General features: G+C 63.1%; 24 protein-coding genes. 14 read left to right on the top strand and 10 right to left on the bottom strand.

Features of this window, described 5'->3' with window-relative positions; translation table 11 throughout:
- Positions 1-48: 48 nt before the first annotated feature.
- Positions 49-939: an RHS repeat-associated core domain-containing protein gene (locus E5221_RS20780; protein WP_247846373.1), complete on the bottom strand. Its 891-nt coding sequence runs from the start codon at positions 937-939 to the stop codon at positions 49-51.
- Positions 940-1315: 376 nt separating this feature from the next.
- Here E5221_RS20780 and E5221_RS20775 point away from each other — a divergent pair, with 376 nt between their 5' ends.
- Positions 1316-1480: a hypothetical protein gene (locus E5221_RS20775; RefSeq protein WP_170304001.1), complete on the top strand. Its 165-nt coding sequence runs from the start codon at positions 1316-1318 to the stop codon at positions 1478-1480.
- Between the two features lie 116 nt (positions 1481-1596).
- Positions 1597-2478: a DMT family transporter gene (locus E5221_RS20770; protein ID WP_061552649.1), complete on the top strand. Its 882-nt coding sequence runs from the start codon at positions 1597-1599 to the stop codon at positions 2476-2478.
- A gap of 3 nt (positions 2479-2481) precedes the next feature.
- On the opposite strand, the gene E5221_RS20765 is transcribed toward E5221_RS20770, so the two are convergent.
- Both E5221_RS20765 and E5221_RS20760 read right to left on the bottom strand, forming a co-directional pair.
- Positions 2482-2940, bottom strand: a complete 459-nt coding sequence (locus tag E5221_RS20765) for a DUF4265 domain-containing protein (RefSeq protein WP_061552648.1) — start codon at positions 2938-2940, stop codon at positions 2482-2484.
- Between the two features lie 13 nt (positions 2941-2953).
- Complete coding sequence (locus E5221_RS20760; protein ID WP_247846372.1) at positions 2954-3829, bottom strand: DMT family transporter; 876 nt, start codon at positions 3827-3829, stop codon at positions 2954-2956.
- A 248-nt stretch (positions 3830-4077) separates the two neighbouring features.
- Between E5221_RS20760 and aceK the strand changes: the two genes are divergently transcribed.
- The gene (gene aceK / locus E5221_RS20755) at positions 4078-5793 is read left to right on the top strand and encodes a bifunctional isocitrate dehydrogenase kinase/phosphatase (RefSeq protein ID WP_247846370.1); all 1716 of its coding nucleotides are present in this window, start codon (positions 4078-4080) and stop codon (positions 5791-5793) included.
- 128 nt (positions 5794-5921) lie between these two features.
- Here the strand turns inward: aceK and E5221_RS20750 are convergent, their stop codons facing one another.
- On the bottom strand, positions 5922-6782 hold the full coding sequence (locus tag E5221_RS20750; RefSeq protein ID WP_061304451.1) for a DUF6279 family lipoprotein: 861 nt from the start codon (positions 6780-6782) through the stop codon (positions 5922-5924).
- 131 nt (positions 6783-6913) lie between these two features.
- Here E5221_RS20750 and E5221_RS20745 point away from each other — a divergent pair, with 131 nt between their 5' ends.
- A complete protein-coding gene (locus E5221_RS20745) occupies positions 6914-7750 on the top strand; it encodes a S1-like domain-containing RNA-binding protein (protein WP_013973728.1) in 837 nt (278 codons plus the stop codon).
- Here E5221_RS20745 and E5221_RS20740 read toward each other — a convergent pair whose 3' ends face one another.
- Positions 7751-8131 (bottom strand): hypothetical protein, encoded by a 381-nt coding sequence (locus tag E5221_RS20740; RefSeq protein WP_013973727.1) that lies wholly within the window; start codon positions 8129-8131, stop codon positions 7751-7753.
- Positions 8132-8318: 187 nt separating this feature from the next.
- Here E5221_RS20740 and E5221_RS20735 point away from each other — a divergent pair, with 187 nt between their 5' ends.
- The 3 genes from E5221_RS20735 (at position 8319) to def (ending at position 10211) form a co-directional block, all read left to right on the top strand.
- Positions 8319-8498, top strand: coding sequence for a CsbD family protein (locus tag E5221_RS20735; protein WP_015271319.1), 180 nt, complete (start codon positions 8319-8321; stop codon positions 8496-8498).
- A gap of 220 nt (positions 8499-8718) precedes the next feature.
- Entirely contained in the window at positions 8719-9678 is a 960-nt protein-coding gene (locus tag E5221_RS20730) for a YihY/virulence factor BrkB family protein (RefSeq protein WP_247846368.1), read from the top strand.
- Positions 9675-10211 carry a peptide deformylase gene (def, locus tag E5221_RS20725; protein ID WP_247846366.1) on the top strand — a complete coding sequence of 179 codons (537 nt, stop codon included), beginning with the start codon at positions 9675-9677 and terminating at the stop codon, positions 10209-10211. Before E5221_RS20730 ends, def begins: the two co-directional genes overlap by 4 nt.
- On the opposite strand, the gene E5221_RS20720 is transcribed toward def, so the two are convergent.
- A complete protein-coding gene (locus E5221_RS20720) occupies positions 10166-10534 on the bottom strand; it encodes a GNAT family N-acetyltransferase (RefSeq protein WP_247846365.1) in 369 nt (122 codons plus the stop codon). The genes def and E5221_RS20720 overlap by 46 nt on opposite strands.
- 354 nt (positions 10535-10888) lie before the next feature.
- Between E5221_RS20720 and E5221_RS20715 the strand changes: the two genes are divergently transcribed.
- The 5 genes from E5221_RS20715 to E5221_RS20695 all read left to right on the top strand — a co-directional run bounded on the left by E5221_RS20715 (position 10889) and on the right by E5221_RS20695 (position 14157).
- On the top strand, positions 10889-11146 hold the full coding sequence (locus E5221_RS20715; RefSeq protein ID WP_004375752.1) for a DUF2790 domain-containing protein: 258 nt from the start codon (positions 10889-10891) through the stop codon (positions 11144-11146).
- Positions 11147-11597: 451 nt separating this feature from the next.
- Entirely contained in the window at positions 11598-12023 is a 426-nt protein-coding gene (locus tag E5221_RS20710; RefSeq protein WP_061304447.1) for a nuclear transport factor 2 family protein, read from the top strand.
- A 44-nt stretch (positions 12024-12067) separates the two neighbouring features.
- Entirely contained in the window at positions 12068-12412 is a 345-nt protein-coding gene (locus E5221_RS20705) for a YciI family protein (RefSeq protein ID WP_013973721.1), read from the top strand.
- A 21-nt stretch (positions 12413-12433) separates the two neighbouring features.
- Positions 12434-12919, top strand: coding sequence for an SRPBCC family protein (locus E5221_RS20700; protein ID WP_004375750.1), 486 nt, complete (start codon positions 12434-12436; stop codon positions 12917-12919).
- Entirely contained in the window at positions 12919-14157 is a 1239-nt protein-coding gene (locus tag E5221_RS20695) for an RNA polymerase sigma factor (RefSeq protein WP_039612577.1), read from the top strand. The genes E5221_RS20700 and E5221_RS20695 overlap by 1 nt, the downstream gene beginning before the upstream one ends.
- Before the next feature lie 126 nt (positions 14158-14283).
- On the opposite strand, the gene E5221_RS20690 is transcribed toward E5221_RS20695, so the two are convergent.
- Both E5221_RS20690 and E5221_RS20685 read right to left on the bottom strand, forming a co-directional pair.
- Complete coding sequence (locus E5221_RS20690; RefSeq protein ID WP_012273633.1) at positions 14284-14754, bottom strand: MaoC family dehydratase; 471 nt, start codon at positions 14752-14754, stop codon at positions 14284-14286.
- Between the two features lie 34 nt (positions 14755-14788).
- Positions 14789-15733, bottom strand: coding sequence for an alpha/beta hydrolase (locus E5221_RS20685; protein WP_004375746.1), 945 nt, complete (start codon positions 15731-15733; stop codon positions 14789-14791).
- A gap of 219 nt (positions 15734-15952) precedes the next feature.
- On the opposite strand from E5221_RS20685, the gene fadD2 reads away from it, so the two are divergent.
- Positions 15953-17641 (top strand): long-chain-fatty-acid--CoA ligase FadD2, encoded by a 1689-nt coding sequence (gene fadD2 / locus E5221_RS20680; RefSeq protein ID WP_247846363.1) that lies wholly within the window; start codon positions 15953-15955, stop codon positions 17639-17641.
- 332 nt (positions 17642-17973) lie between these two features.
- On the top strand, positions 17974-19671 hold the full coding sequence (fadD1, locus tag E5221_RS20675) for a long-chain-fatty-acid--CoA ligase FadD1 (protein WP_023663600.1): 1698 nt from the start codon (positions 17974-17976) through the stop codon (positions 19669-19671).
- Positions 19672-19829: 158 nt separating this feature from the next.
- Here fadD1 and E5221_RS20670 read toward each other — a convergent pair whose 3' ends face one another.
- Positions 19830-21137 carry an FAD-binding oxidoreductase gene (locus tag E5221_RS20670; RefSeq protein ID WP_247846361.1) on the bottom strand — a complete coding sequence of 436 codons (1308 nt, stop codon included), beginning with the start codon at positions 21135-21137 and terminating at the stop codon, positions 19830-19832.
- Positions 21138-21160: 23 nt separating this feature from the next.
- On the bottom strand, positions 21161-22525 hold the full coding sequence (locus tag E5221_RS20665; RefSeq protein WP_061552729.1) for a glutamine synthetase family protein: 1365 nt from the start codon (positions 22523-22525) through the stop codon (positions 21161-21163).
- Between the last annotated feature and the right edge of the window lie 270 nt (positions 22526-22795).

Genomic DNA, 22795 nt, shown 5'->3' with positions numbered 1-22795 from the left:
TCCCTTAGACGCAATTTCCTTCCCTTCTTAGGACAGATCCTGACTACGTTAACCAGGATATAAAACTTTCATGTCATCTTCGAAGTAGCTGGCAGGCATTCCGGCTCGTAAGCCAGCGGATCGCCTTTGAAGGATATTTAGGGTTTCTGCAGGGGGTTGAAGGCGTAGTTCGACAGCCATGACTGTGTTCTCGTCAGCGGGATTCAAACCCAACAAAGGCTTTGCATTCGCCTGTCCGGTCTTCATGAACATTTTAACTAATGAGGCTGCTGTGTCAGCAGATTGGGCCACTTGGTTTGCACGGGTTTCGAAGGCTGGCATATAGGCCATTTCGTGGTCTGGCAAGTGGTCGAGTATTTTTTTTATAGGAGGGTAAGCGCCCTTTAATTGCTTGAAAATTGTTTTCCTGGTTTCGCGCTGAGTATATAGCCTCTTCAGTAGCTCGCGTTTCGGAAGTTGCCTGAGATTGGTGTTGTTATATCGGTTTTTGAAAATTTTTCCGTGGGTACGGCCTGTAGGGTCTGCCGAATTGATTGGGTCGTTGCCACAATAGGCATAACTATTGATGCCGCCTTTCAAAAAGGGGCTCATCGAGTCAGGTGACAGGAATCGCATTAATAGCGGGGCGTACGCCCGATGGCCATTACCCAAAGGGTATGTATTAGTGTCTGTATCCAAAAATTCGCCTGTGAATGCTAATGTTGCTCGGCAAATAGCGGAATGGAAACAATGGCCGTAGGGTGAGTAGATTTGCTTGGAATTAGTATGCTTTCCTGTTAGGGAAAGAACTGAGGCTTGCACGTCTTGTGTCAAAAGCAACGCCTGTTGAAAGGCGTTTATTTCCGCAAGAGCAAAATTGCTGATTCGCTTGATGCGGCGTGGGGGTTGATCAAGAATCAGGCTTAACCTGTCGTTCTCGTAGAAATGAATGGTGTGCACGTGGGAGTCCGTCGGTGGTATGCACGGGACTTTATTCGATGATGTGAGTTTGTAAACTGGTAGAATTGTCAGTTGCATTTTTTTGTTTTCGAGGACGTGCATTGCCCTGGCAGGTTACTCTAATTGTCTGCTTCGCAAGCAAGCACGGTCTCATACAACTGCACATAACTGATTGGCTCAGCAGGGCCTCTGTGGGAGCGGGCACGCCCGCTCACAGGATTCCGCACAGCACTTAAATCATGGCAGACCTGACGGAATGACTGTCGCGCCGCTCTTGCGCAAAAAGTCGCGCTCACTAAGGCAGCTGACATTGGTTGCCAGCTGCCTGGCACCGGGCTATAGTCCAGCCCACTGCATTCTTCCCGAAGACCTGTTCATGCCAGCCAGCCCATCCACCACAAGCTTTGCCATCGCGCCAGTCGCGGGCATGGTCGTGCGTGGCTGCCAGCAGCCGGCGATGATCAGTCACTATCCACCACCACCTGTCAGTGGCGTCGTAGGCGGCGTAGCTCCGCCTCCTTGCGTGGTCGTGCTGGGCTGATCGGCTTCTGGCCGCATCCCTTCGCACACGCAACCTACTGAACACGGTCGGCGACTTCCCACGCTGAAGCGCACGCCGTCCGTCTGGCTTATTCGCCTTGAATCAGGTGGCAATACATGTCTGTCTTTAGCAAAGCATCCGTGGCCTCGGCGGCCACTACAAGCCTGTTCGTCCTGCTGTGGAGCAGCGGGGCGATCGTCTCCAAGCTCGGCCTGGCGCATGCCAGCCCGTTTGCCTTCCTGCTGTTGCGCTCGGCGCTGGCCCTGGCCGGGCTGCTGTTGATCGGCCCGTTGCTGGGGCTGCGCTGGCCGCGCAGTCGCGGGGCCATCCTGCGGGCTCTGGGCACTGGCTGTGTGCTGCTCGGCGCTTACCAGATCTTCTACCTGCTGGCGCTCGATACCCATGTCACCCCCGGCATCATGGCCACGGTGATGGGGGTACAACCGATCCTGACCGTGGTGCTGATGGAGCGCCAGCGCTCCTGGAGCCGCTTGTTCGGCCTCGGGTTGGGGCTTGGCGGGTTGATCATGGTGGTCTACCAAGGCATCAACCTGGGCGGGGTATCGCTGGCGGGGATGTTGTTCGCCTTGCTGGCGCTGGGCAGCATGACCTTCGGCTCGATCCTGCAGAAGCGCATCACCGACAACCCCATGGGCACGCTGCCGCTGCAGTACCTGGCCGGCTTTGCCATGTGCGCGCTGTTCGCGCCGCTGCAGCCGCTGCATGTGGAGTGGACTGGCGGTTTCGTCGGCGCGCTGCTGTGGATGGGGCTGGTGGTCTCGCTGCTGGCGACCCTGCTGCTTTACCGGCTGATCGCCAAGGGTAACCTGGTCAATGTCACCAGCCTGTTCTACCTGGTGCCGGCAGTGACCGCGGTGATGGACCTGCTGATCTTCGGCAACCGCCTGGCGCCGCTCAGCCTGCTGGGCATGGGGCTGATCGTGGTGGGCTTGCTGTTCGTGTTCCGCAAGCCCGCCGCGCGCCTGGCCGATGCATAGGCCCTAGCGGAACTCTTCGGGGATGGCGTGGCGCAGTACGCCTTCCTCGAAGTCCAGCAGGCCGGCTTCGCGCTGGGTGAGCAGGTAGTAGAGCAAGGTGTCGAGCGAGCGCTGCGGCGGGACCTCGACCGCCAGCATCTTCACCGCCTGCTCGGTTTCGCAGTTGCAGCCGAAGTCGTGCAAGGCCGCGTGTACCTGGTCCAGGGTTTCCGGGGGCTTGACGATCACCCGGAACACCGAGCTGCCGCTGCTGCGGCGCAGTTCGGCGAACCAGGTTTCGCCGGCTTCCTCACGGGTGCCGATCACGTCGCCCGGGGCGATGCCGTAGACATGGAAGGGAATGTTGTCGACGGCATAGCCGCCTTCCACGGCCTTGGCCCACAGGCCCTCGACCGAGGCGGGCGGGTAGCCGTTTTCGTCCTGCTCCAGGCGGAACAGGACCTTCTTGTACGCGTCGTTCATCGTGTACCCCGCTTCAGCTGCGGGCCGGACGCAGCACCAGCCACAATGCCACGCCAATCAGCAGACCACCGTACAGGTGCGCCATCGACAGCGGCTCGTCCAGCAGCCATGCCCCCCACAATACGCCGAATACCGGGATCAGGAAGGTCACGGTACTGGCCTTGACCGGGCCGATCTCCTCCAGCAGGCGGAAGTACAGGATGTAGGCGAACGCTGTGCACAACAGGCCCAGGCCCAGCAGCGACAGCCACACCTGCCAGCCGCCCCAGCTGGCGGGTGGCTGGCTCAGCGCGCTCCAGGCGAACAGCGGGCTCAGCATCAGGGTGGCGCCGAGCATGCTGCCCAGTGCCGACAGGCGGCTGTCCAGGCCGCTGACCCAGCGGCGGGCGAGGAAGCCGGCAAAGCCGTAGCAGGTGGTGGCCGCCAGGCAGGCGAGGGCGCCTTGCAGCAGGGCCAGGTCCAGGGCCACCGGGCCGGCACCGCTGAGGATGCCGACGCCGAACAGGCCGAGGAAGATGCCGCAGAGCTTGGCCAGGGTCATCGGTTCGCGGAAGAACAGCACGCCGACCAGCACACCCATCAGCGGCGTGGTGGCGTTGAAGATTGCCGAGTAGCCGGCAGGCAGTACCTGGGCGGCCACGGAGTAGAACGTCGCGGGGATACCGGAGTTGATCATGCCCAGCACCAGGCAGGCCCCGAGCTTGCCCTGGAAGTCCCAGCGCACGCGGGCGGCAGCGAGCAGTGCCACCAGGCCCATGCAAGCGATGGACACGCGGAAGAACGCCGTCGGCACCGTGCCCAGTTCGGGGGCGATGATGCGCATGAACAGAAAGCTCGCCCCCCAGACGGCGGCAAGGGTCAGCAGGCGGGCTAGGGCGATGGGGCTCACAACGGTCTCCGGAGGCAGGGCAGGGGCGCGAGTGTACGCCAGGGGGGCTGGGGATTCTTGTGCTTTCTTGCGGTGTAAACCTGTGCCGGCCTCTTCGCGGGTAAACCCGCTCCCACAGGATTACCACAGGGTCGAGCAGTGCACAGAACCTGTGGGAGCGGGTTTACCCGCGAAGAGGCCGGTACAGGCGCCGTATTCCGGACAGGCAGACTAAGCTCTGTATCTCACCCCTGCACCGAGGTCCTCGCATGCCCCAGCCCTGGCCCGCTGTCGAAATCGCCCAGACGATCCTTGCCGGCTTCGACGACTACCGCGACCACTTCCAGCGCATCACCCTCGGTGCCCGCCAGCGCTTCGAGCAGGCGCGCTGGCAGGATATCCAGCGTGCCGCCGCCGCCCGTATCAATCTCTATGAAGAGAAGGTCGCCGAGGTCAACGGCTGGCTGCGCCAGAGCTTTGCCGAGGACGTGCTGCTGGATGTGGAGCAATGGCCGTTGGTGAAGAACGCCTATATCCACCTGATCGACCCAAGGCTGGACGACGAGCTGTCCGAGACCTGGTACAACTCGCTGTTCTGCAGCCTGTTCAGCCACGACCTGATCAGCGACGGCTGCATGTTCATCCACACCACCCGACCGTCCATGCGCAGCCGTGAGCGCGCCGCGCAAACCCGTACCTATCGGCCTGACGGTGGGCTCAAGGGCCTGCTGCGGGCGGTGTTCAGCGATTACCCGTTCGATGTGCCGTACGGCGACCTGGAGGGCGACCTGGTGCGCCTGGAGGAACAGCTGCGCGACTGCCTGCCGGACTGGGTGTGCAAGGATCCGACCTTGGCGTTGGAGCTGTTTGTGCCGGTGCTTTACCGCAACAAGGGCGCATACCTGGTCGGCCGTCTGTTCAACAGCGATGAGCAATGGCCGCTGGTAATCCCGCTGCTGCACCGCGAAGGGCACGGTATCGAGGCCGATGCGCTGATCACCGACGAGGCCGAGGTGTCGATCATCTTTTCCTTCACCCGCTCGTACTTCATGGTCGATGTGCCGGTGCCTGCGGAGTTCGTCAACTTCCTCAAACGCATCTTGCCGGGCAAGCACATTGCCGAGCTGTATACCTCCATCGGTTTCTACAAGCATGGCAAGTCGGAGTTCTACCGGGCGCTGATCAACCACCTGGCCAGCAGCGACGACCGCTTCGTCATGGCGCCCGGGGTGCGCGGCATGGTCATGAGCGTGTTCACCCTGCCGGGCTTCAACATCGTGTTCAAGATCATCAAGGACCGCTTTTCACCGTCGAAGACGGTCGACCGTGCCACGGTGATCGACAAGTACCGGCTGGTGAAAAGCGTCGACCGCGTCGGGCGCATGGCCGATACCCAGGAGTTCGCCGATTTTCGCTTCCCGCGCAGCAAGTTCGAGCCGGAGTGCCTGGCCGAACTGCTGGAGGTGGCGCCTTCGACCGTGGCGCTGGAGGGTGACACGGTGCTGATCCGCCACTGCTGGACCGAGCGGCGCATGACGCCGCTGAACCTTTACTTGGAACACGCTAGCGAGGGCCAGGTGCTGGAGGCGCTGAAGGATTACGGCCTGGCCATCAAGCAGCTGGCGGCGGCGAATATCTTCCCTGGCGACATGCTGCTGAAGAACTTTGGCGTAACCCGCCATGGCCGGGTGGTGTTCTATGACTATGACGAGATCAGCTTCCTGACCGAGGTGAACTTCCGCCATATCCCGCCGCCGCGTTACCCGGAGGATGAGATGTCGGGCGAGCCGTGGTACTCGATCGGGCCGCATGACGTGTTCCCCGAGGAGTTTCCGCCGTTCCTGTTTGCCGATATCGGCCAGCGGCGCTTGTTCAGCCGCCTGCATGGGGAGTTGTACGACGCGGATTACTGGAAGGGGCTGCAGGCGGCGATTCGTGACGGGAAGGTGATCGATGTGTTTCCGTATCGGCGCAAGGGGCGGTGACTTTGCTTTAGCAGGCTCGGCCTCTTCGCGGGCTCGCCCGCTCCCACAGGTACATCACAGCTCTCGAGGGCAGTGGGTTCCTGTGGGAGCGGGCAAGCCCGCGAAGAGGCCGGGCCTGCTTTTCCCAGTTACCCCTTCAAACACTTCAATTCACTGAAATCGGTACGCACCTTGCCCAACCGTTCCTGCAGGTACCGCCGCTGCTGCGGGGTACTCTGGTGCACCAGGTCCACCAGCAAGCTGCGCGCCTGCTGCTCGGTATTCTGATACGCCGCCCGGTACTCCGGCGTCCACAAACTCTCCTTGCGCTGCAACAACGTTGCCAGGCGCGGCTCGAAGCTGGCGTCGTTGCGCTGGTTCATCGCCAGCAGCAATTGCTGCTGCCAGTGCGCGCGGTTGGCGATCCATTCGCGGTTCTGGTCGCCCAGCGCCTGGGACCAGGCCTGCACGCGCTGCTTCTGCACCGCGGTCAGCTCGCCAAACCACGGCGTCAGGCGTTTCTCCATGCGTTCGGTACGGCGGGCGATCTGCTTGTCCAGCGGCGTATCCACATACTTCTTCTGCCGTTCGCTGATGTCCTCGCGGAACGCCTCGCGCATCTCCGCCACCTGGGCATCGCTCATGCCGCGCAGCAGCTCGGTGGCCGAAGGGGTGATTTCCTCGGCTACCCGGCCAATCGCCTCGCGGGCTTCGCGGGTACGCTGCTGCAGGGCCTGGTCGGTCACCTGGTCGTCGGCGACCATGCCGCGTACCCGGTCCAGCCAGTCGAGGTAACCAGGCAGTTGGGTCTTGCAATGCCAGGCCAGGTGCTCCCGCAGGCGGTCGTCAAGCATGGCCTTCTGCTCGCTGTTCATGGCCAGGTAGTCGCCCAGCGACCACGGCACCAGGCGGTCGAGGTTGCGGTAGGCCAGGTCGATACGGCTGCAGGCGGCCAGGGCCAGGGCGCAGCCGATGGCGACGAGCAGGGCTTTGGACAGGCGTAGCGGCATGGGCTGCTCCTTGCGGGTGCTTGCACGTCGGTAGACGCAAGAGGGACGCTGACGGTTCCACTGCATCAGCGGTCGGGCGGCGCGCTGGCTTCAGGTGTAGAATAGCCGCCTTGTCTTGAGGAACATCGGAAATGGCTCTGCTTGGGCGTTACAACAGTTTGCAAATCGTGAAACACGTGGACTTCGGCCTGTACCTTGACGGCGGCGCCGACGGCGAGATCCTGCTGCCCGGGCGCTACATCCCGAAAAACGCCGAAACCGAAGTGGATGACTGGCTGAACGTGTTCATCTACCTGGACAGCGAAGACCAGTTGATCGCCACCACCGAGAAGCCCAAGGTGCAGGTTGGCGAGTTCGCCAGCCTCAAGGTCAAGGATATCAACGGTGCCGGCATCTTCCTCGACTGGGGCCTGTCCAAGGACCTGCTGATGCCGTACTCGGAAGAGGCGCGGCCGCTGAAAATCGGCGACTACTGCGTGGTGCACGTGTACCTCGACAAGCGCACCCGCCGCATCACCGCCACCTCACGCCTGGACCGCTACCTGGACCGTACCCCGGCGGACTACCAGGTGGGCCAGCCGGTCGAGCTGCTGGTGGCCGGCGAGACACCGATGGGCTTCAAGGCGATCATCAACAACCGTCACTGGGGCCTGATCCACAAGAACGAGGTGTTCAAGTTCCTGCGCTCGGGCATGCACGAGAAGGGCTTCATCAAGGAAGTGCGCGCGGACGGCAAGATCGCCTTGAGCCTGCAACCGGTGGGTGCTGCCCTGGCCGACAGCCTGCAGGAGCAGATCATGGCGCGCCTGGAGGCCGAAGGCGGGGTGCTGGGGGTGTGCGACAAGAGCGACCCGGCGCTGATCAGCAAGCTGTTCAACGTCAGCAAGGGCAACTTCAAGAAGGCCATTGGCGGGTTGTTCAAGCAGGGCCGCATCGTCATCCATGACGATCGCATCGAAAAGGCCTGATCAGGCCTGCACGAAGGTACGGAAGTCCAGCTGCTCGCCACCCGGGCGGGTGTCGCGCAGCAGCGAGTCGCGGTCGGCGCTGAGGGCCAGGCTGATGGTCGAGCGGCGCTTGCCGGGGTTGCGCACTTCCATCTGTTCCTGGTGAGCGCGCAGGAAGTTGGTCGGCACCTTCAGGTGCTGCAGCTCGTCGCTTTCCGGGGTGTGCAGCAGCAGGTTGACCCAGTCGGGCTGGCCCTTGCGCAGCAGCGCCACCGGCACCTCGAACCACCACAGGTTGCGCTTGCGGTCGAGGATGGCGAACAGGGTGTTGCTGCTGGTCAGCACCGGGCGGGCCAGTGCTTCGTTACGCCGGGCGATGGCGGCGGGTTTGTCGAGTTTCATGCAGGTTCCTGCGGGTTGACGCTATGAAGGCCTGCATTGTGAGGGGTGGCGGGTAGCGGGGGCAAGGTTTGCCAACCGCCTTGCCGCTCGGTTCGAAGGCGAAAAAACTGTTGGAACGCTTGGCGAAGGCGTCGGGTCCACCGACTGTCGGCACGGTCCACGTGCCCCCAATTGCAGGAGTTTTGCCATGAGCGGTACCAAAGACAAAGCGAAAGGCCTGGCCAACGAAGCGATCGGCAACGTCAAGCAGGGTGTCGGCAAAGTGACCGACAACGAGCGGCTGCGGGCCGAGGGTGAAGCGCAGGAGCTCAAGGGCGAGGGGCAACAGATCAAGGGCAACGTGAAGGACGCGGTGAAAAAGCCTTGATGTGAGTGGCCTGTCCCGGCCTTTTCGCGGGCATGCCCGCTCCCACAGGTACTGAACAGATTTCAAGCACTGTGCGGTACCTGTGGGAGCGGGCGTGCCCGCGAATAGGCCGCTACTGGCGTAAGCAAATTCTTGCAGCATGGCCGGGATCAGCACAGCAGCGGCATGGTCTATTAGACTTACCGTGGTACTCACGAATCAAGCGGCGAAAGGAGACGCTATGATTTTCCCCGACCTGCGCGGCCTGCCCCTGCACCGCGTGCTGGTACGCACCGTCAAGGAATTCCTCGACGACGAGATGTCGACCTACGCTTCCGCACTGGCCTACCAGATGCTGTTCTCGTTGTTCCCGTTCCTGCTGTTCCTGATCGCCCTGATCGGTTTCCTGCACCTGCCGGACTTCTTCTCCTGGCTGCGCCTGCAATCGGAACTGGTGCTGCCACCCCAGGCGCTGGAGCAGGTGAACCCGGTGATCGACCAGTTGCAGCAGTCCAAGGGCGGGCTGTTGTCGGTGGGTATCGTGATTGCCTTGTGGACCGCATCGGCCGGTGTGCGCCTGATGATGAGCGCGATGAACGCCGCCTACGATGTGCCCGAGGGCCGCCCGGTGTGGAAGCGCATTCCGTTGTCGATCATCTACACCGTGGGCATTGCCGGCATGTTGCTGGTGGCAGCGGCGCTGATGGTGCTGGGGCCGCAGGTGATGGAGTGGATTGCCGCCCAGGTCGGCATGCAGGAGGTGATCGTCACGGTGTGGACCATCCTGCGCTGGCCGGCGATCATCATCCTGATGATGGTGGCGGTGGCGCTGATCTACTACGTGATGCCCGATGTGAAGCAGCAGTTCCGCTTCATCACCCCGGGCTCGGTGCTGGCGGTGGTGGTGTGGATCGTGGCGTCGCTGGGCTTTGCCTACTACGTGAAGACCTTTGCCGACTACAACGCCATGTACGGCAGTATCGGTGCAATCATCGTGCTATTGCTGTATTTCTATATCTCCGCCGCCGTTTTGCTGCTGGGCGCGGAGATGAACGCAGTGATCGAGCACATGTCGAGCGAGGGCAAGAACCCTGGCGAGAAGGACGTCGATGAGCACAAACCCCGCGAAACCATTACCGTGCTGGGCCATGAGCACCCCGTTCCGAGCGAGCACCAATCTTCAGAGCCGAACCCCCGATGATCCGTGACATTCTCAAGATGGGCGACGAACGCCTGCTGCGCATCGCCCCGCCAGTGCCCGAGCACATGCTCGGCAGCACAGAATTGCAGCAACTGATCGACGACATGTTCGAAACCATGCGCCATGTGGGCGGTGTGGGCCTGGCCGCGCCACAGATCGGTATCGACCTGCAGCTGGTGATCTTCGGCTTCGAGCGCAGCGAGCGTTACCCGGATGCCGAACCGGTGCCGCAGACTATCCTGCTCAACCCGGTCATCACGCCCACATCCAGCGAGATCGAGGACGGTTGGGAAGGCTGCCTGTCGGTGCCCGGCCTGCGCGGCGTGGTGCCGCGTTTCAAGCACATCTGCTATGAAGGCATCGACCCCCAGGGCAACCCGATCAACCGTTTTGCCGACGGCTTCCATGCGCGGGTGGTGCAGCATGAATGCGACCACCTGATCGGCCGGCTTTACCCGTCACGCATCCAGGACTTTTCCCGGTTCGGCTACACCGAGGTGCTTTTCCCCGGGCTCGACGCCAGCGACGACTGACCCCGTTGCAGTGCCACCAGGCGTTTGCTGCGCTGGTAGCGCTGCAGGCGGCCAGCCAGGGTTTCCGGCAGTTGCAGAGCCATGTCGAAGCCCAGGCGCTGGTAGAAGGGCGCAAGGTCCGGGTGGCAGAACAGCCAGGTGGGCCCGCCAACCTGCGCCAGCGCCGCCTCGACCAACCGCCCGGCCACCCCTTGGCTGCGCTGCTGCGGGTCGACGAATAACCCGGTCAGCCAGAAGCCTTCGCCCACCGGGCTCAGGCTCAGGCCCGCGATGATGCCGGGACCCCGCGCCACCCATAGCTCAGCGTCGCCCGCAGCACGCATGCGTGAGCCGTGCTGGCGGTAAAAGTGGTCCAGCAGCCGGCGTTCCGGGGCCGAAAGTTTCGAACAGTACAAATTTTCAGAAATTGCGCGCCCTGCCCTGAAAGGTGGCCAGAGGCTCTGGCCCGATGTTTTGCGGTGAACTTGTCGCAGATTGTTGCATATCTGGCAAGGGTGAATGTCCGAGTTCGGGGTTCAACTATTCCAGGCCGGGAGTAGACTTTTAGCCATCCCCACTGGCAGTACGAAGCGGGATCGGTACTTCGTGCCATCTTCACCGTAGATGGCAACTTCTCCGCGCCGGGCACGGCAATAGAAGTCAATCGATCAGCTTGAATGCTCAAAAGGCAAACTCACATGAAACCATTACTGATTCTTGCATTGGTCGGTATGTCCTCGTTCGCCCTCGCCGATGAGGCCAGACCCGTCTCCAGCGAGCCCGTCGCCCAGCAGTACGACTACTCCATGAACCTGGATATCAAGCGGGTGATCAACCTGTCGACCATCCCCAACGTCTGCGAAGTGGTACCTGCGACCATGACTTACGAAGACCATCAGGGCCAGGTGCACACCATCCAGTACCGTGCCATGGGTGAGGGGTGCCAGCAGGGTTGAGCCCGCCAAGGGCCTGCCACAGCATTTTCAGCGCCTGTGAGACCGAGCGCCGCCCGCGCGGCGCTTCGCAGCACAAGGCTGCTCCTACGTCTGTTTCTGGCCAGTAACGCCTGTGCCAGAGCACGCGAACTCCTTGTTTGTCCGACACGATATCAAGATGGACGCCAAGGGACCGCGCGCCTTTGCCTCAGGATTAATTGGCCCGAAACAAATGTAGGAGCAGCCTTGTGCTGCGAAGCGCCGCGCGGGCGGCGCTCGGTCTCACAGGCGCCACATCACCCAAGGCATGCACCTTGTCGCCCCGACGCAATCCCCCCATATGCATTTCAAACCACAACCAACCCAGAATAATTTCCTCGACCTGTCGATTCCTCCGTCCCTCGTTCGACCATAGGTGAGAGCACGTTGCCCCCCGTGCCCAATCACCCATGACCTGTCGGAGGAACCCCCGATGAGCACCGCAGCCGAAACCGAGATCCGCCAATTGATCGAGCGCTGGATGCAGGCCGTGCGCGATCGCGACATCCCCAACATCATTGCTCCCTATGCCGACGACATCGTCGCCTTCGATGCCATCCAGGCCCTGCAGTTCAAGGGCAAGGCAACCTACCAGGCGCACTGGGAAATGTGCATGGGCATGTGCCCCGGCCCCATGGTTTTCGAATACGCCGAACTCACCGTGCATGCCGCTGGCGACCTGGCCCTGGCCCACTGGCTTAACCGCTGTGGCCCCGCGGACAACGAAAGCCAGTGCGGCTTCATGCGCGCCACCGTGGGCTATCGTCGTCAAGGTGGTCAGTGGCGGGTAATCCACGAACACTGGTCGGCGCCATTCGACATGGAAACCCAGAAAGCCCTGTTCGATCTCAAGCCCTGAGCCGTTATTGCCAATCGCACTTTGCCAATGCCCTGGAGGCGACCATGAAATACCTGTGCCTGGTCTATTGTGACGAGGGGCTGCTGCACAGCCTGCCCGACAGCCCGGAAGACGCCGAATGCATGGCGTATGCCGAATCCATCCAAGGCTCCGGGCGAATGCTGGCGGCCGAGGCGCTGAAGCCGGTGCAGACCGCCACCACAGTGCGCATGCGCAACGGGCACATGAGCCTGACCGACGGCCCGTTCGCCGAGACCAAGGAGCAGTTGGCGGGCTTCTACCTGGTGGAAGCCCGCGACCTGAACGAGGCGCTGAACATCGCCAAGGGCATCCCCGCCGCACGGGTCGGCAGTGTCGAGGTGCGACCGGTGCGCGAACTGCAACCCTGACAGCAATGGAGACTTCCCAGCATGAGCCTGGCACACCCCGCGCAAGTGCAACACGAGTTGTCCATCAATCGCCTGATCGACGCACCGCCGTCCAAGGTGTTCCGCGCCTGGACCGACCCTCAGTGGCTGATGCAATGGTGGGGGCCGCACGGCATGACCACCCCGGAATGTGAGATGCAGTTGTGGATCGGTGGCCTGTTCCGCACCGTGATGCGGGCGCCGGATGGCAGCGATTACCCGAACCAGGGCGTATTCCTGGAGATTGCTGCGCCGCGACGGCTGGTGTTCACCGATGCCTTCGGCCCAGGCTGGGTGCCTTCGGACAAGGCGTTCATGACTGCCGTGATCAGTTTTGACGAGGAGCAAGGCAAAACCCGCTACACCGCCCGCGCCTGGCACTGGAATGCCGCCGACTGCCGCGCCCATGAGGAAATGGGCTTCCACCAGGGCTGGGGAGAAAGCCTGGACCGCCTGGTGGAGGTAGTGACCCAGCGGATGCCCGACTGATGACGGCACTGGCGCAGGTGCGCGCCGAGGTCGAGGCGGTCTACCGAAACGAGTCACGGCGCATCCTGGCGACGCTGATCCGCCTGCTGGGTGATTTCGACCTGGCCGAGGAGGCCATGCACGATGCCTTCTTCATCGCCGTCGAGCGCTGGCAGCGCGACGGTATCCCCGATAACCCGCGGGCGTGGCTGGTGTCCACCGGCCGCTTCAAGGCCATCGATGCGCTGCGCCGGCGCGCCCGATTCGACCGTTCCCAGGCGGACCTGAGCATGCTGCTCGACGGCCAGGCGCAGGACCCCAGCGAGGAAGAACTGCTGGCCGACGACCGTCTGCGGCTGATCTTCACCTGCTGCCACCCGGCCTTGTCCGCCGATGCCCAGGTGCCGCTGACCCTGCGTGAAGTCTGCGACCTGACCACCGAGCAGATCGCCCGTGCTTTCCTGCAGAGCCCGGCCACCATCGCCCAGCGTATCGTGCGCGCCAAGGCCAAGATCCGCGATGCCGGCATCCCTTACCAGGTGCCGGAACTGAACGAACTGCCCGAGCGCCTGGAGAGTGTGCTGCGGGTGATCTACCTGGTGTTCAACGAGGGCTATTCGGCGTCGTCGGGCGAGGCGCTGTTGCAGCAGGAACTGAGCGATGAGGCTATACGCCTGGCGCGGCTGCTGGTGCAGTTGCTGCCCGACCCGGAGGCGGTCGGCCTGCTGGCCCTGATGTTGCTGCAGGCATCCCGGCAGCGGGCGCGTACCGATGGCCGGGGTAACCTGGTGTTGCTGGAGCAGCAGGACCGTAGCCTGTGGGACCGGCAACGCATTGCCGAAGGTTGCGAACTGGTGCGCCAGGCCCTGCAAAGCCGGGCGTTCGGTGCCTATACCGTGCAGGCGGCGATTGCGGCGGTGCATGCCGAGGCGGCGACAGCCGAAGCGACCGACTGGGCGGAGATCGTCGGGCTGTATGACGTGCTGCAGCGGCATTGGCCGTCAGCTGTGGTTGAACTGAACAGGGCCGTGGCGCTGGCGAAGCGGGACGGGCCGGAGGTTGGCCTGCGGGAGGTCGAAGGGATTCTGGCGCGGGGAGAGTTGCTGGACTATCACCTGGCGCATGCGACGCGGGGTGAGCTGCATTACCAGCTGGGGCATATGGAAGAGGCCCGGGCGGCCTGGCGGCAGGCGCTGGCGTTGACCCGGCAGGAGCCGGAGCGCAGGCATATCGAGCGGCGGTTGCAGGCTATTGAATGATGTTGGCTGCGCCGGCCTCTTCGCGGGTAAACCCGCTCCCACAGGGTTGCGTCACGGCTTGATGCTGTGAGGTCCATGTGGGAGCGGGTTTACCCGCGAAAGGGCCGGTACTGCCTGCATCAATCTTCAGCTAGCCACAAAATTCGGCGGCGACACCAGCTCGACGGTCTGCTGCTTGCGCGGAGCCAGGATCTCGGCCTCGCCCTGAACCACCAGCTCATCGTTCTGGTTGTAGACATTGGTGGCGATACGTACCTTGAACTTGGGCAGCTTCTCCAGGATTTCCAGGCGCACGGTCAGGGTATCGCCAATTTTAACCGGCTTCTGGAAGCTCATCTGCTGGCCCAGGTAGATGGTGCCAGGGCCAGGCAGGGTGCAGGCCACTGCAGCACTGATCAGCGCGCCGCTGAACATGCCGTGGGCAATGCGCTCGCGGAACATGCTCTTGGCAGCGAACTCGGCGTCCAGGTGTACAGGGTTGTGGTCACCGGACATCGCGGCGAACAACTGGATGTCGCGTTCTTCGACCGACTTTTTGTACTCGGCCTTCTGGCCGACTTCGAGGGCTTCGTAAGGCGTGTTGGTGACCTGGGACATCGGGGCTTCCTTAAGGGGTAGGCGAGGGCGGCTATCATTCACTGCGCACAGGGCGGCCAAGGGCCAGTGCCTGTTCAAGCCAGCCAAGGATATCGCTGGTGACCTCGTCACGGTTGGTTTCATTGAGTACTTCGTGCCGCGCCTCAGGGTAGACGCGCAGCTGTACATGTCGATTGCCGGTCGCGCGCAGGGCGTCGGCCAGATGGGTGAGACGCTTGCCGGCACTGACCGGATCACATTCACCACCTATCACCAGCAGCGGCAGGTTAGGATCGATCTGCGCGAGGTTACTCGGCTGGCTGATCTGCGCCAAGCCTTGCAGCAGGTCGAGCCACAACTGGTTGCTGCAGCGAAAGCCGCAGAGCGGGTCGTTGACATACAGGTCGACCTGCGCCGGGTCGCGGCTGAGCCAGTCGAACGCCGTGCGGTTGGGCTTGAAAGCCTTGTTGAACGAGCCGAACGACAACCACTCTATGAGCGCGCTCTTTCCCAGCGGCCCTTGGCGCCAGGCCTCCAGCCGGGCAATCAGGCGCGCCACACGGTAGAGCGCTGCCGGCTGGTAGTTGGAACCACTAAGGATCGCCCCGTGCAGGCTGCCACTGTGGTGCAGCAGGTAGGCCTGGGCGATGTAGCTGCCCATGCTGTGGCCGAACAGGAACAGCGGCGTGCACGGGAATTGCTGACCAATGTGCTGGGCCAGCAGCCCGATGTCGTTGACCACGGCATTCCAGCCATGATGGCGGGCGAACAGGCCGAGGCTGCCCAGCTCGGCCGTGCGTCCATGGCCGCGCTGGTCGGGGGCGAACAGGGCGAAGCCGGCCTCGCTCAAGGCATGGCCCAGGTGCTGGTAGCGCCCGGCGTGCTCGGCCATGCCATGGGCCAGCAGCACCACGGCTTTTACCGGTGTGGCCGGCAACCATTGGTGCACATACAGGCTGCAGTGCTCGCTGGCGGGTAGCCAGAAGGCGTCGTGAGGCATGGCGGGTCCTTGTGCGCACAGGTACCCGAACAGTGTATGCACAACCGACCGGATTGCAGGAAGGGCACAAATAAGATTCACAATGTTAATGGCGGCACTTGGCGTATATGCCACCTTGGGCTTACCTGCTAACGTCGGATCAACGCCTTTTCGCTTTCGGGCGGGCAGGTGAAAGGATTACAGGACTCACAGCAGGTCCAGGCAGAGGAACAATAATAAATGCAAGCCGACTTCTGGAATGACAAGCGCCCGGCGGGCGTGCCTTCCACCATCGACATCAATGCCTACACCTCGGTCGTCGAGGTGTTCGAGCGCTCCTGCAAACGCTTCGCCGACCGCCCGGCCTTCAGCAATTTGGGCGTGACCCTGACCTACGCGGACCTGGAACGCCATTCGGCGGCCTTCGCCGCCTGGCTGCAGCAGCACACCGACCTCAAGCCGGGCGACCGCATCGCGGTGCAGATGCCCAATGTGCTGCAATACCCCATCGCTGTGTTCGGTGCCCTGCGCGCTGGCCTGATCGTGGTCAACACCAACCCGCTGTACACCGAGCGCGAGATGCGCCACCAGTTCAAGGACAGCGGCGCGCGTGCGCTGGTGTACCTGAACATGTTCGGCAAGCGCGTGCAGGAGGTGTTGCCCGATACCGGCATCGAGTACCTGATCGAGGCGAGGATGGGCGACCTGCTACCCACCGCCAAGGGCTGGCTGGTCAACACCGTGGTCGACAAGGTCAAGAAGATGGTGCCGGCCTACCAGCTGCCCCAGGCTGTGTCGTTCAAGCAGGTGCTGCGCCAGGGCCGCGAGCTGTCGCACAAGCCGGTGCCGCTCAGCCTGGACGACACTGCCGTGCTGCAATACACCGGTGGCACCACCGGCCTGGCCAAGGGCGCCATGCTCACCCACGGCAACCTGGTGGCCAACATGCTGCAGGTGCTGGCCTGCTTCTCGCAGCACGGGCCGGACGGGCAGAAGCTGATCAAGGACGGCCAGGAGGTGATGATCGCGCCGCTGCCGCTTTACCACATCTATGCCTTTACCGCGAATTGCATGTGCATGATGGTCACCGGCAACCACAACGTGCTGATCACCAACCCGCGGGATATTTCCGGCTTCATCAAGGAGCTGGGCAAATGGCGTTTCTCCGCCTTGCTGGGCCTGAACACGCTGTTCGTCGCACTGATGGACCACCCGGGCTTCCGCCAGCTCGACTTTTCGGCGCTGAAGGTCACCAACTCCGGCGGCACCGCACTGGTCAAGGCCACCGCCGAGCTCTGGGAGGCGCTTACCGGTTGCCGCATCGTCGAAGGCTACGGCCTGACCGAAACCTCGCCGGTGGCCAGCACCAACCCCTATGGCCAGCTGGCGCGTCTGGGTACGGTGGGCATCCCGGTGGCGGGCACCGCCTTCAAGGTGATCGACGATGACGGCAACGAGCTGCCGCTGGGCGAGCGGGGCGAGCTGTGCATCAAGGGCCCGCAGGTGATGAAAGGCTACTGGCAGCAGCCCGAGGCCACGGCCCAGGCCCTGGATGCGGAGGGCTGGTTCAAGACCGGCGACATCGCGGTGATCGACCCGGACGGCTTCACCCGCATCGTCGACCGCAAGAAGGACATGATCATCGTCTCGGGTTTCAACGTGTACCCCAACGAGATCGAGGATGTGGTGATGGGCCATCCCAAGGTCGCCAACTGCGCGGCCATCGGCGTACCGGACGAGCGCTCCGGCGAGGCGGTGAAGCTGTTCGTTGTGCCGCGCGAGGGCGGGCTGAGCGTGGATGAGCTGAAGGCCTACTGCAAGGCCAACTTCACCGGCTACAAGGTGCCCAAGCACATCGTGCTGCGCGAGTCGTTGCCGATGACGCCGGTGGGCAAGATCCTGCGGCGGGAGCTGCGGGACATAGCTTGATACCGGGTTGGCTTCTTCGCGGGTGAACCCGCTCCTACACCGTCCAGTGTAGGAGCGGGTTCACCCGCGAATGCCTTAAAGCCGCTCTAACAGGCTGATCACAGCCCGATCTGCGACATTTTGGATAATTACTCTAAAAATGACCTGCATTGTTCATTGAGTCATTTTTGTGACCGTGAGGCCTGTTTTGGCCTCTAGGCGACCCCTGGCAAAGCTGTTACTCTCGGCCCGCTTTCAGATGATCCGGTTTGCAACGAGCCGTCATCCCATATCAATAATAAGCGCATCGACGCGTGAATCGAACTTCGCTGTTGCTGAAGGAGTGGGCTTCCATGATCGAAAATTTTTGGAAGGATAAGTACCCAGCCGGGATTACGGCGGAAATCAATCCTGACGAATTCCCCAATATCCAGGCGGTACTCAAGCAATCCTGCCAACGCTTTGCCGACAAACCGGCCTTTAGCAACCTGGGCAAGACTATCACTTATGGCGAGCTGTATGCGCTGTCGGGAGCGTTTGCCGCCTGGTTGCAGCAGCATACCGACCTCAAGCCGGGTGACCGCATTGCCGTGCAGCTGCCTAACGTACTGCAATACCCGGTGGCGGTATTCGGTGCCATGCGTGCCGGGCTGATCGTGGTCAACACCAACCCGCTGTACACCGCACGGGAAATGGAACACCAGTTCAACGACTCCGGCGCCAAGGCCCTGGTGTGCCTGGCCAACATGGCCCACCTGGCCGAGAAGGTAGTGCCCAAGACCCAGGTCAGGCACGTCATCGTCACCGAAGTGGCCGACCTGCTGCCGCCGCTCAAGCGCCTGCTGATCAACAGCGTGATCAAGTACGTGAAGAAGATGGTGCCGGCCTACAACCTGCCGCGTGCCGTACGCTTCAACGACGCTCTGGCGCAGGGCAAGGGCCAGCCGGTGACCGAGGCCAACCCGCAGGCCAACGACGTGGCGGTGCTGCAGTACACCGGTGGCACCACCGGCGTGGCCAAGGGCGCGATGCTTACCCACCGCAACCTTGTGGCCAACATGCTGCAGTGCCGGGCGCTGATGGGCTCCAACCTGCATGAAGGCTGCGAAATCCTCATCACCCCGCTGCCGCTGTACCACATCTACGCCTTTACCTTCCATTGCATGGCAATGATGCTGATCGGCAACCACAACGTGCTGATCAGCAACCCGCGTGACCTGCCAGCCATGGTCAAGGAACTGGGCAAGTGGAAGTTCAGCGGCTTCGTCGGCCTCAACACCCTGTTCGTTGCCTTGTGCAACAACGAGGCGTTCCGTGCCCTGGACTTCTCGGCGCTGAAGATCACCCTTTCTGGCGGCATGGCCCTGCAACTGAGCGTGGCCGAGCGCTGGAAGGCCGTGACCGGCTGCGCCATCTGCGAAGGCTATGGCATGACCGAGACCAGCCCGGTGGCTGCGGTGAACCCGGCTGAGGCCAACCAGGTCGGCACCATCGGTATTCCGGTGCCGTCCACCCTGTGCAAGGTCATCGACGACAACGGCAACGAGCTGCCGCTGGGCGAGGTGGGCGAGTTGTGCGTCAAGGGCCCGCAGGTGATGAAGGGCTACTGGCAGCGTGAGGAGGCTACTGCCGAGATTCTCGACAGCGATGGCTGGCTGAAGACCGGCGACATCGCCGTGATCCAGCCAGATGGTTACATGCGCATCGTCGACCGCAAGAAGGACATGATCCTGGTCTCGGGCTTCAACGTTTACCCCAACGAGCTGGAAGATGTGCTGGCGGCCCTGCCGGGCGTGCTTCAGTGCGCGGCCATCGGCGTGCCGGACGAGAAGTCCGGTGAAGTGATCAAGGTGTTCATCGTGGTCAAGCCGGGCATGACCCTGACCAAGGAACAGGTGATGGAGCACATGCGCGCCAACGTCACCGGCTACAAGGTCCCGCGCCAGATCGAGTTCCGCGACGCGCTGCCGACCACCAACGTTGGCAAGATCCTGCGCCGCGAACTGCGCGATGAAGAGCTGAAGAAACAGGGCTTGAAGAAGATCGCCTGACGCCCAGCCAGCGCGGTCTGTGTAGGAGCGGCCTTGTGTCGCGATCGGGTCGCGAAGCGGCCCCAGGTTTTCAGCCGTGATGCTGAAATTGCTGGGGCCGCTTCGCGGCCCGATCGCGACACGAGGCCGCTCCTACAGAGGTTGCGCAGGCCTCAGGTTCAGCGCAGTTTCTCCAGCATCTGGTAGTACCACATCCCCGCCGCCAGCAGCGGATTGCCCAGCAAATCCCCCATCGGCACCCGCACATGCTTGCACTGGGCGAAGGTGTCGAACTTCTCCAGCGTCCCGGTCAACGCCTCGGCCATGATCTCGCCCATGATGTGGCTGGTGGCAATGCCGTGCCCCGAATAACCCTGGCAATACCAAACGTTGTCCGACAGCTTGCCCAGCTGCGGGATGCGGTTGACCACGATGCCCATGGCGCAGCTCCACTGGAACTCGATCGGCACGCCTTTCAACGCCGGGAAGGTGCGCTCGATGCACGGGCGCAGTTCGCCTTCGATATCCCGTGAATCACGGCCGGAATAGTTGGCGCCACCGCCGAACAGCAGGCGCTTGTCGGCGGTCAGGCGGTAGTAATCGAGGACGAAGCGGCAGTCGTACACCGCCAGGTCCTGCGGGTTGATCTGTTCGGCCAGTTCCCCCAGCGGTGCGGTAGTGACAATGCCGCCCATGGCCGGGAAGATCTTGCCCTTGAGCTGGCGCTTTTCCAGTTTGTGATACACATCGCCGGCCAGCATCACCTGGCGCGCCTCGACCCGCCCGTGGGCAGTGACCACCGCCGGGCGCGGGCCGTGGACGATGTCCAGCACTTCGGAGTTTTCGAAAATCAGCGCCCCCAGGCCATGGGCGGCACGGGCCTCGCCCAGGCACAGGTTGAGCGGGTGCAGGTGCAGGTTGCGCAGGTTTTTCAGCGCGCCCAGGTACAGCGGGCTTTGCAGGTGCTCGGCCATGCCATCGCGGTCCAGCAGTTGTACCTGCTCGCCCATGCCGCGCCGCCGGGCCTCGGTTTCGAATGCGCGCAGCTCGTCCATGTGCGAGGGCTTCATGGCCGCGTGCAGGTGGCCGCGCTTGAGGTCGCAGTCGATGTTGTAGCGTGCCACGCGCTGCTCGATCACCTGGTGCCCGCGCCAGCGCAAGTGCCAGATGAAGTCATCGACCTCGGTACCGAGGCGGTTGCGCATCTGCGAGCGCATGGCTTCGTCGCCCGACAGGCTGCCGGTGACCTGGCCGCCGTTGCGCCCGCTGGCACCCCAGCCGATGCGGTTGGTTTCGACGATGGCCACCTTCAGGCCACGCTCGGCCAGCTCCACCGCCGTGGCCACGCCGGTGAAGCCGCCGCCGATGATCGCCACATCCACCTGTACCGTGCCCTTGAGCTGCGGGTACTCGGTGTGGTCGTTGAGGGTGGCGCTGTAGTAGGACGGCGCGCGTTGCGCCGGCCCTTTGTTCAATGCTGCATTCATGGGTGTTCCTTGTTATCCGGGGATCAGGCCTGGTGCAGGTACCAGCGCCAGTCCTGCTCACTGACTTCGGCCATGAACTGGCGGTACTCGGCGCGCTTGACCTTCAGGTATACGCCAAGGAAGTCCTCGCCCAGTGCTTCGCGAGCCCAGCTGGAATGCTGCAGGGCGTCGAGGGCAGTCAGCCAGTCGGTGGGCAGGTGTTCGGTGGCCTGGGCATAGCCATTGCCTTCCACCGGTGCCCCCGGGTCCAGCTGTTGGCGAATGCCCCAGTGGCTGGCGGCAAGGATCGCCGCAGCGGCCAGGTAGGGGTTGGCATCGGCGCCGCAGATGCGGTGCTCCACGTGCCGGCTGTTGGCCGGACCGCCCGGTATGCGCAAGCTCACGGTGCGGTTGTCGACGCCCCAGGTTGGCGCCAGCGGGGCGTAGCTGTTGGCCTGGAAGCGGCGGAACGAGTTGGCGTTGGGGCAGAACAGCAGCAGCGAGTCGCGCAGGTGTCGCAACATGCCTGCCACGGCCTGGCGCAGCAGCGGGGTACCGGCTTTGTCCTCACTGGCGAACAGGTTGTTGCCGGCGCTGTCGGCCAGGCTCAGGTGCATGTGCATGCCGGTGCCGGCCAGTTGCGCGAACGGCTTGGCCATGAAGCAGGCCTGCATGCCATGGGCATGGGCAATGCCTTTGACCAGGCGCTTGTAGCGCACGGCCTGGTCCATCGCCTGCAGGGCGTCGCCGTGCTCGAGGGTGATTTCCACCTGGCCGGGGGCGTATTCCGAAATCGCCGTGCGCGCCGGGATGCCCTGGGCCTTGCAGGCGGCGTAGAGGTCGGCAAGGAACGGCTCGATCTGCTCCAGTTCGCGCAGGCCATACACCTGGGTGGTGCGTGGGCGGCCGCCGTCATTGTCCAGTGCCGGTTGCGGGCGGCCCTGGGCATCAGGTTGCTGGTCCAGCAGGTAGAACTCCAGCTCGCAGGCCATGACCGGATGGTAGCCGTCGGCCTTCAACGCCTCGATGGTACGCAGCAGCACATGGCGCGGGTCGGCGATGCTGGCCGGCAGGCCCTCGTTCGGGTGCATGCTCACCTGCACCGCGGCGGTCGGCACCCGGCGCCAGGGCAGGCGCACCAGGCTGCCTTCAAGCGGGTAGGCGCGGCAGTCGATATCGCCCACGTCCCACACCAGGCCGGAGTTTTCCACGTCGTCGCCGTTCAGGGTCAGGCCGAGAATGGTGCTGGGCAGCGGCCGGCCGGTCTGGTACACGGCCAACAGTTCCTCGCGGTGCAGCAGCTTGCCGCGCGGTACGCCATTGGCGTCGAGGATGAACAGTTCGAACAGTTCGATATCGGGGTTGTCGGCCAGAAAACGGCTGGCCTGCTCTACAGGTGCAAAGTGCATGATGGATTCGCTCACGGGCGCACGGGCCACCGCGCATGCTGGCGGCCCGGCTGAGTCAAACGGCCGGAAGACGGCCGGGTCTGGTCACAACGGCGTGAGCGAGAAATCCGGTGGGCGTGCGTGACGGCAGTGCCACAGGGCCCAGAAGGCGAGGATGATGTGGACCAGCGGATTCTCACCGGCACGGCGCCGGGCCTTCGCTTGCGAAGGGCGGGACGACGGTGGGGCGATGGGCTGGACGGGAGTCATGCCTTTGATACTCACATGCGG

Source organism: Pseudomonas sp. A2 (genome assembly GCF_023100865.1).
In the GTDB taxonomy this organism is placed as follows: Bacteria; Pseudomonadota; Gammaproteobacteria; order Pseudomonadales; family Pseudomonadaceae; genus Aquipseudomonas; species Aquipseudomonas asiatica.
The sequence above is the reverse complement of the archived record's forward strand: the minus strand, read 5'-3'. Positions and strand labels throughout refer to the sequence as shown.